11 protein-coding genes are annotated in these 8838 nt (G+C 32.9%); all 11 read right to left on the bottom strand.

Translation table 11 applies throughout. The features are described from left to right. Positions 1-23 precede the first annotated feature (23 nt). Complete coding sequence (locus ACPLVF_RS02975; protein ID WP_424906338.1) at positions 24-875, bottom strand: ParB/RepB/Spo0J family partition protein; 852 nt, start codon at positions 873-875, stop codon at positions 24-26. Next, positions 868-1629, bottom strand: coding sequence for a ParA family protein (locus tag ACPLVF_RS02980; protein WP_424906339.1), 762 nt, complete (start codon positions 1627-1629; stop codon positions 868-870). The genes ACPLVF_RS02975 and ACPLVF_RS02980 overlap by 8 nt, the downstream gene beginning before the upstream one ends. 84 nt (positions 1630-1713) lie before the next feature. Next, positions 1714-2511: a nucleoid occlusion protein gene (noc, locus tag ACPLVF_RS02985; protein WP_424906340.1), complete on the bottom strand. Its 798-nt coding sequence runs from the start codon at positions 2509-2511 to the stop codon at positions 1714-1716. A gap of 109 nt (positions 2512-2620) precedes the next feature. After that, the gene (gene rsmG / locus ACPLVF_RS02990; protein WP_424906341.1) at positions 2621-3331 is read right to left on the bottom strand and encodes a 16S rRNA (guanine(527)-N(7))-methyltransferase RsmG; all 711 of its coding nucleotides are present in this window, start codon (positions 3329-3331) and stop codon (positions 2621-2623) included. Positions 3332-3335: 4 nt separating this feature from the next. Continuing rightward, positions 3336-5231 (bottom strand): tRNA uridine-5-carboxymethylaminomethyl(34) synthesis enzyme MnmG, encoded by a 1896-nt coding sequence (gene mnmG / locus ACPLVF_RS02995; RefSeq protein ID WP_424906342.1) that lies wholly within the window; start codon positions 5229-5231, stop codon positions 3336-3338. Between the two features lie 12 nt (positions 5232-5243). Continuing rightward, positions 5244-6626: a tRNA uridine-5-carboxymethylaminomethyl(34) synthesis GTPase MnmE gene (gene mnmE, locus ACPLVF_RS03000; RefSeq protein ID WP_424906343.1), complete on the bottom strand. Its 1383-nt coding sequence runs from the start codon at positions 6624-6626 to the stop codon at positions 5244-5246. Positions 6627-6677: 51 nt separating this feature from the next. After that, positions 6678-7292 (bottom strand): RNA-binding cell elongation regulator Jag/EloR, encoded by a 615-nt coding sequence (gene jag, locus ACPLVF_RS03005; protein WP_424906344.1) that lies wholly within the window; start codon positions 7290-7292, stop codon positions 6678-6680. Beyond that, positions 7292-7900 carry a YidC/Oxa1 family membrane protein insertase gene (locus ACPLVF_RS03010; RefSeq protein ID WP_424906353.1) on the bottom strand — a complete coding sequence of 203 codons (609 nt, stop codon included), beginning with the start codon at positions 7898-7900 and terminating at the stop codon, positions 7292-7294. The genes jag and ACPLVF_RS03010 overlap by 1 nt, the downstream gene beginning before the upstream one ends. Positions 7901-7945: 45 nt before the next feature. Next, complete coding sequence (yidD, locus tag ACPLVF_RS03015) at positions 7946-8176, bottom strand: membrane protein insertion efficiency factor YidD (protein WP_424906345.1); 231 nt, start codon at positions 8174-8176, stop codon at positions 7946-7948. A gap of 1 nt (position 8177) precedes the next feature. Then, the gene (rnpA, locus tag ACPLVF_RS03020) at positions 8178-8516 is read right to left on the bottom strand and encodes a ribonuclease P protein component (RefSeq protein ID WP_424906346.1); all 339 of its coding nucleotides are present in this window, start codon (positions 8514-8516) and stop codon (positions 8178-8180) included. 53 nt (positions 8517-8569) lie between these two features. Continuing rightward, positions 8570-8704 (bottom strand): 50S ribosomal protein L34, encoded by a 135-nt coding sequence (gene rpmH / locus ACPLVF_RS03025; RefSeq protein WP_068747706.1) that lies wholly within the window; start codon positions 8702-8704, stop codon positions 8570-8572. Positions 8705-8838 lie beyond the last annotated feature (134 nt).

The following is an 8838-nucleotide window of genomic DNA, read 5'->3' on the forward strand; positions in this document are numbered from 1 at the left end:
TTTTTGTTTCACGTGAAACAATTTTATGTAGTTATCAGTTCTATAATCCTCTCGAGTTCTTCTTCGGAATAAAACTCTATTTCTATTTTTCCTCGTTTTTCATTCCCTTTAATACACACCTTTGTGCCCAAGGCTTCTTTTAGCATTTCTTCTATACTGTTTAAATTATTCATCTCTTTTTTTGTTTCTTCTTTCTCTTTTTTCCTCTTTTTTTCACCTCTTTCATTTTTTTGTTTTACAATGTTTTCGACATCTCTAACGGATATATTTTCATCAGCTATTTTTTTTGCCAATCTTATTCTTTCTACTGGGTCTTCAACTGAAAGGAGCGCCCTTGCATGGCCTGATGTAATTTTCCCTTCAATTATCATCTCTTTTATTTCATCTTCTAAATTAAGGAGCCTAATGGTATTTGCGATAAAAGACCTGCTTTTACCTATTTTTTTTGCTAGTTCCTCCTGTGTCATTCCGCATTCTTCCATCAATGTTTTATAAGCATTTGCTTCTTCAAGGGGGTTTAAATCTTCTCTTTGTATATTTTCAATTAGAGCAATTTCCATCATTTTTTCTTTATTTAATTCTTTTATCACTGCAGGTATTCTTTTTAAGCCTGCTATTTTAGCAGCCCTCCACCTTCTTTCCCCTGCTACAATTTCATACCCTTTATCTGTTTTTTTAAGAATTATTGGTTGTATTATACCGTGCTCCTTTATAGAATCAGCAAGTTCTATCAGTTTTTCCTCATCAAATTTTTGTCGAGGCTGGTTTTCCCTTGAAAATATTTTCTCTATATCAATTTCTTCAATTTTTATTTCTTTATCCTCTTCAATAGGGATTAATGCGCTAAGTCCTTTTCCAAGAGCCTTCTTAGGCAATTCCGAGCACCTCCTTTGCAAGTTCCATATAAACCTCTGAACCCTTTGATTTTGGGTCATATGCTATAATAGGCTTTCCATGGCTCGGTGCCTCGCTTAACCTAACATTTCTCGGTATTATTGTCTTATATACTTTATTTTTAAAATATTTTTTTACTTCTTCTACAACTTGAATAGATAAATTTGTCCGAGCATCAAACATTGTAAGCAGTACACCCTCAATCTCAAGGTTTTTATTTAATGACCTCTGAACCAATTTTATTGTATTCATCAACTGGCTTAATCCTTCCAAAGCGTAGTATTCACACTGAATTGGTATCAAAACAGAATCAGCCGCTGTAAGTGCATTTATAGTTAATAAACCGAGAGAAGGAGGACAATCTATAATTATAAAATTGTACTTTTCCCTTACACTTTCTAAAGATTTTTTTAAAAGATACTCTCTATTTTCCATCATAACAAGTTCAATCTCTGCACCAGCTAGCTGGATATTGGAAGGTACAATGTACAAATTTTTATATTTAGTTTCTATCACATTTTTTTCGATAGTCTCATCATTTATTAGGAGATTGTATACAGATTCTTTTATTTTTTCTTTTTCTATTCCTAAACCGCTAGTAGAATTTCCCTGAGGGTCGATATCAATAAGCAAAACCTTTTTACCCAAATAAGCTATACAAGAACTCAAATTAACAGCTGTAGTAGTTTTTCCAACTCCACCCTTTTGATTTGCAATAGCTATTATCTTCGACATCTTTTCACCAACCCAGCCTTATTATAATAATTATTTCTATTTTATCATTTTATTTCCTTCTATTAAACAAAAAAAAATGGTCCTCTACCTTTTAGGTATTTGAACCACTAATTCTATATAATCACCTTTATCGTATTCTTTATATTCTGCTGAAAGACCCGTATCTTTTATACTTGTTACTAATTTTTTTATCGAATTCACAAAAATCCTTATATCCTTAATGGCAATTTTTATATTCTTTTTTTTATTTTTTGCTTTTTTATGTGCTTTAACCAAATAAGATTCAACCAATTCTTCTGTTTGCCTTACATTCAAACCTTTTTCTATTACTTTTTTTAAAACATCTCTTTGCATTTCTTCATCAGGAAGTTTAAGCAAAGCTCTTGCATGTCTTTCTGTAAGGTTTTCCTGGGAAATAATTTTTAATATATCAGGTGGTATTTTTAATATACGTATTTTATTAGCAATGGTCGATTGGCTTTTCCCAATCCTTTCTGCTAATTGTTCTTGAGTTAAACCGTGTTCCTCTATCAACAACCTATAACCTTCTGCTTCTTCTATGAAACTCAAATTTTCTCTCTGCAAATTCTCTATTAGTGCCATTATTGCGGTTTCTGTTTCCTTTGCATCCCTTATAATTGCAGGAATTTCTTTAAGTCCAGCTATTTTACTTGCCCTCCATCTTCTTTCTCCTGCAATTATTTCAAAATTCGTTTTTCCTACTCTTCTAACTATTATAGGCTGTAAAACGCCATAATTTCTTATTGATTCCGTTAACTCCTTTAACGACTCATCACTGAAATTTTTTCTCGGCTGATAGGGGTTTGGTTTTATTGCATCAATAGGTATGTTTACTACTTCATTTTTTTTCTCCCCCCACACTAACAACCACCGCCTCGCAATTTTTTATTTTTTATTTTATTTAAATTCTATTTATTTTAGAAATATCCTTCTTTATTGCTAAAAAATTACATTATTGTTTATTTTTCCTTTATTTTAATGGCCTTTTTTCTGGAATACCTGCACGCCTCGGATATTGTTCAGGTGTAGGCTTTATTTTTTCTACAATTATTATCCTTCTTTTATAACCCATAGGTAGCTCATAACTAAATATATCAATAATACTTCCTCCCAATAGGGATATAGCTTTTTCTGAATCTTTCACTTCTTCTTCTACGTTTTCTCCCTTCATTGCTATAAAATAACCATTGATTTTTACAAAAGGCAAGCAAAGCTCAGCTAATGTAGGAAGGCCTGACACAGCCCGAGCAATTGAATAATTGTATGCTTCTCTATGATTTTTGTCCTTTCCAGCTTCTTCCGCCCTTTTATTTAAAACCAAAGCGTCTTTTAAATTTAATTTTTCTATTATCTCCTTAACAAAATCGGTTTTCTTTTTTATGGAGTCGAGAAGAGTCACATTTAAATCGCTTCTAGCTATTTTTAAAATAATTCCTGGTATTCCTGCTCCAGTTCCCACATCTATAATCCTGCTTTTTACAGGAATATCCAATAGTTTTAATAAAAAAATTGAATCAATAATATGTTTTATTGCAAAATCTATTTTATCGGTAATTGAAGTTAAATTTATTTTTTCATTCCAATTAATAACCTCATAGTAATATTCAGAAAGGGCTTTTATTTTGTCATCGGGTAAATTCATATTTATTTCTTCCATATATTTTCTAATTATACTTTCCATAAAACTACTCTTCTTTCTCTTTTTCCTTTTTTCTTCTTTCTGATTCTAAATAAATAAGTAATATTGAGATATCAGCAGGATTTACACCAGAGATTCTGCTTGCCTGTCCGACAGATTCAGGTCTGATTTTTTTCAACTTCTCTCTTGCTTCTGTTCTAAGTCCATATATTTTATCGTAATCTATATCAGGTGGTATTCGCTTATTTTCGAGTTTTTTAAAGGCTTCCACCTGTTTCATTTGCCGTTTTATATACCCTTCATAAGCAATTTCAATTTCTACTTGTTCAATTACATCCTTTGGTAAATCTGGTCTATTTTCATCAAATACCTTTATCTTATCATAATCAAGTTCTGGCCTTTTTAACAAATCTTCTAAAGTAACGGGAGTATTTATAGGACTCGTTTCTAATTTTTCCAGTTCTTCATTCACATATTGGCTCGGCGTAATCTTTATGCTTCTTAACCTTTCAATTTCTTCTTCAATCATTTTCTTTTTCTTTAAGAATTTCTCATATCTTTCTTCACTTATCAGACCTACCTTATACCCTATTTCTGTAAGACGCATGTCTGCATTGTCGTTTCTTAATATTAACCTATATTCAGCTCGTGAAGTAAGCATTCTGTAGGGTTCATCGGTTCCCTTTGTCACAAGGTCGTCTATAAGCACTCCAATATAAGCATCAGATCTTTTTAAAATTAATGGTTCTTTTCCCTTCAATTTTAAAGCTGCATTTATTCCCGCTATTAAACCCTGTGCTGCTGCCTCTTCATAACCCGAAGTCCCATTTATCTGACCAGCCATATAAAGCCCTTCAATTTCTTTTGTCTCCAAAGTAAGTTTTAACTGTGTGGGGATAACATAATCGTATTCTATAGCATACCCAGGTCTCATCAATTTTACATTCTCTAACCCTTTTATGGATCTTAGCACCTGAACCTGCACATCTTCGGGTAAACTAGTAGAAACACCCTGGACGTACATTTCATTTGTATTTATTCCCTCAGGCTCTATAAAAACCTGATGAGCTTCTTTATCGGAAAATCTTACTATTTTAACTTCTATACTGGGGCAATATCTTGGACCAACACCTTTTATATCGCCACGGTATAGAGGCGCTCTGTGCAGATTTTCTAAAATTATTTCATGGGTTTTTTTATTGGTATATGTTAACCAACAGGATAATTGGGGTCTATCCAACTTTTCCGTTTCGTAGGAAAATGGTATCATTATTTCATCGCCAGGCTGTTCTATCATTTTAGAAAAATCAATGGAATTTTTATGGATGCGCGGTGGCGTCCCTGTCTTAAACCTTCCCAGTTCAAAGCCTAAATCTATAAGACATTTAGAAAGCTCATTTGCTGGAAAAAGGCCATTAGGTCCTCCACTGTAATTAACATCACCAATTATTATCCTGCTTCTAAGATAAACCCCTGTAGTTAGTATTACTGCATTTGCGTAATATACCCCACCGGTTTTTGTTACAACTCCTTTTACCTTTTTGTTATGAGTTAATATTTTAACTACTTCACCCTGAACAATATCGAGATTTTCCTGTTTTTCCAAAGTATATTTCATAGAAAATTGATAAGCCTTTTTATCAGCCTGTGCTCTTAATGCCCTGACCGCAGGGCCTTTTTTTGTGTTCAATAACCTAACTTGAATTAAGGTTTTATCTGTATTTTTTGCCATTTCTCCTCCGAGGGCGTCTATTTCCCTAACTAAATGCCCCTTTGCAGGTCCACCAATAGAAGGATTGCATGGCATTAGAGCGATACTGTCTAAATTTATAGCAAACACAACCGTTTTTAATCCAAGCCTTGCACATGCAAGGGCTGCCTCGCATCCGGCATGTCCCGCTCCAACAACAGCAACATCATAATACCCTGCTGTATATTCCATAATATTCCACCTTCATTTCCCAATACAAAAATTTTCAAAAATAGCATCAAGGAGATTTTCTTTAATGCTATCCCCTGTAATTTCTCCTAAACTTTCCCATGCTTCTTTTATATATATAGCAGTTATTTCCATGGGAAGGTTATTCTCAACAGAAACTTTAGCCTCTTTCAGGCTTTCTACTGCTTTTTTTACAGCTTCAATATGCCTTGTTGCTGTAATTATTATGCCTTCTTCCAATGAACCCACTTCATTTGTTATCATATCATATATTTCCTTTCTTAATCTTTCTATTCCTTCATCTTTTAAAGCAGAAATCTTAATAATCCTTTTACCAGGAAGAAGAGCTTTTACTTTTTCTTCATCCAATTTTAGCCCTAAATCAATTTTATTTAGTACAACCAACGTCCTTTTTTCTTTTACCCTTTCTATTATTTTATAATCTTCTTCGCCTAAATCTTTTGATGCATCAACAACAAAAAGTATTAACTCAGCAATTTCTACTTTTTCTAAAGCCCTTTCCACACCTATCCTTTCAATCAAGTCTTTAGTCTCTCTAATTCCTGCAGTATCGATTATTTTTATTGGTATCCCCTTTATATTTATATACTCTTCTATAATATCCCTTGTCGTTCCTGGTATATCCGTTACAATTGCCCTTTTTTCCATTAATAGAGCGTTTAAAAGCGAGGATTTACCCACATTGGGCTTTCCTATTATAACAGTTGATAATCCTTCACGTAATATCCTTCCTGCTCCCGCTCTTTCTTTTAAAGCCTCCAACTCTTTAATGTTTTTTTCTATATTATCCAATATTATCTCAGGGGTAGCATCAGGGATCTCTTCTTCGGGAAAATCTATATTTGCTTCTATTAATGCAATTACATTTAATAGGCTTTCCATAACTTCTTTAATCTTTTCTGATAATTTTCCCTTTAGCTGATCTACTGCAATTTTTAAAGCTTTATCTGTCTTTGCCCTTATTATATCGATAACTGCTTCAGCCTGTGAAAGGTCAATCCTTCCATTTATAAAAGCCCTTTTCGTAAATTCTCCAGGTTCTGCAAGCCTTGCACCGTTTTTTAATACAAGGTTCAATATTTTTCTTACAGCAGTAAAACCACCGTGTGAATGAATTTCTACCATATCTTCGGCAGTATAGGAAAAAGGCGCTTTAAATTTTACTAAGAGCACTTCATCAACAGTATACTTTTCTTCATCGTCCACAATATTTCCAAGGTACATTGTCCTCGGCTTCATTTCCTCAAAACTTACCTTACTTTTTGGGAAAAACAGTTTTTTTGCTATTTTAAAACTATCTTCGCCGCTAATTCTTATAATCCCTATCCCGCCCTCACCTATAGGTGTTGAAATTGCTGCAATAGTATCTTCCTTCATTTTCAAAAACCCCTTTATTTGAAATATGACCTCATGGTTCATACCATGAGGTCATTTTAGTGAAATAACAACTCTTCTAAAAGGTTCTTCTCCTTCACTATGGGTTTTAACCTTAGGATCATTTTGAAGGGTTTTGTGTATTATTTTTCTTTCATAAGGAGGCATAGGCTCCAATTTAATGCTTTTTTTGGTATCCTTTACCCTTTTTGCCATTTTTATTGCCAAATCAATAAGCGCTTTTTCTCTCTTCTCTCTATAGTTTTCTACATCTATTATAATTTTTATGTATTCATGCCACCCTTTATTAGCAACGAGGTTAACAAGATATTGAAGGGAATTTAACGTCTCTCCATGTTTTCCGATTAAAATTCCCAATCCTTTTCCTTTTATGTTTATTTTATAAAATTCATCCACCTTTTGAGTTTCAATTTCAGCAAAAATATTTATTTTCTGCAACAGGCCTTTTACAAAATTAACTGCTTTCTCTTCAGGCCTTTCTTTTAATCTTACCTTTACCTTTGCCTGTTTTGATAAAATTCCAAATATACCTCTGCTTCCTTCTTCGATTACTGTTATTTCAACTTCTTCCCTTTTCGCGTTTAGTTCTTTGAGTGCATTTTCTATTGCTTCCTCGACAGTCCTACCCTGTTTTTCCACTTCTCTCATTATTTTGCCCCCTCTCCTTTAGAGGCTGTTGGCCTTACAATAATAAGTTGCTGAATAATCTGAATTATATTGCTCACAACCCAATAAAGTGCAAGTCCTGATGGAAATTTTAATGCCATCCACCCTATAAAACCTGACATAACTATATTCATCGTATTCTGTTGCTGATCTACTTTTCCCGGCGTCGTCATTCTTGATGAAAGGTAAGTTGTTAAAGCAGCAAGTATAGGTAATATATAGGTTTTATCAGGAGCTCCTAAATTAGACAACCATAAAAATCCTGTATTCCCAAAATTATAATGCTGTAAAAGGCTGAATAAGGCAATAATAAAAGGAAATTGAATTAAAAGCGGAAGACAACCGCCCATTGGATTATAGCCATGTTTTTTGTAAAGTTCCATCAATTCCTTATTTAATTTTTGAGGATCATTTTTATATTTTTCTTGAAGTTTTTTCTGTTCGGGGGCAATTTCCTGCATTTTCTTTAATGATTTAAACTGTTGAAAACTAAAGGGCAAAAGAACAATTTTTATAATTACTGTCAAAATAATTATTGATAAACCATAACTTTTCGTATAATAATACAAAAAATCTAATAAATTCTTCATCAAGTTTTCTAAAAATGCCACGCAGAGCTCCTCCTTAAATTTTTTTTATTCTACAGGATCATAACCGCCGGGATTAAAAGGGTGGCATCTTAATACCCTTTTTATCGCCTTTATTGTTCCCTTTACTACACCGTATTTTTCAATCGATAGCTTAGCATACTCAGAGCACGTAGGATAAAATCTACAACTTTTTGGTTTTATTGGCGATATATACCTTTGATAAACTATTATTAAAAATATTATTAATTTTTTTATGGCACTGCTCAGTTTTTTCATACTATTCCACCCATAAATCCATATTTTTTAAAAGCTCAACTATATTCTTTTCTATTTCGTGAAAATCAGCAATAGATATATCTTTTCTTGCTGAAATCACAATATCATATCCCGGCTTTATATTACTATAATTTTTTCTCAAAGCCTCTTTTATCCTTCTTTTGATTTTGTTTCTAACAACACTTTTTCCAATCTTTTTGCTAACAGATATACCAAACCTCGAATATCCAATTTTATTTTTTTTTATGTACATGCTAAAAAGAGGGCATACCATCCGCCTTCCCTTTTTATATACCACATTAAATTCAAAATTTTTTGTTAATCTTAGGCGCTTTTCCAAACTTTTCTGCCCTCCGAAAAATTCAGCTTAAGGCCGCAAAACAAAAGTGCGGCCTATGCTGTTAATCTTTTTCTTCCTTTTAGTCTTCTTCTTTTAATAACATCTCTTCCGCTTTTTGTTCTCATTCTTTTTCTAAAACCGTGAACCTTTTTTCTGTACCTATTATTAGGGTTATATGTCGGTTTCAAAACTTCACCCCCCTCGGGAATAAAAAACTATATTGATTATAGCTTATAATATAAACAATTGTCAAGAAAATAGATTTTTATGATCGCGTCAAGTATTTTTAGGTTTTTTTAAAACTCACCATCTCACCACAAGA

Source organism: Thermovenabulum sp. (assembly GCF_049701175.1).
GTDB lineage: Bacteria > Bacillota > Thermosediminibacteria > Thermosediminibacterales > Thermosediminibacteraceae > Thermovenabulum.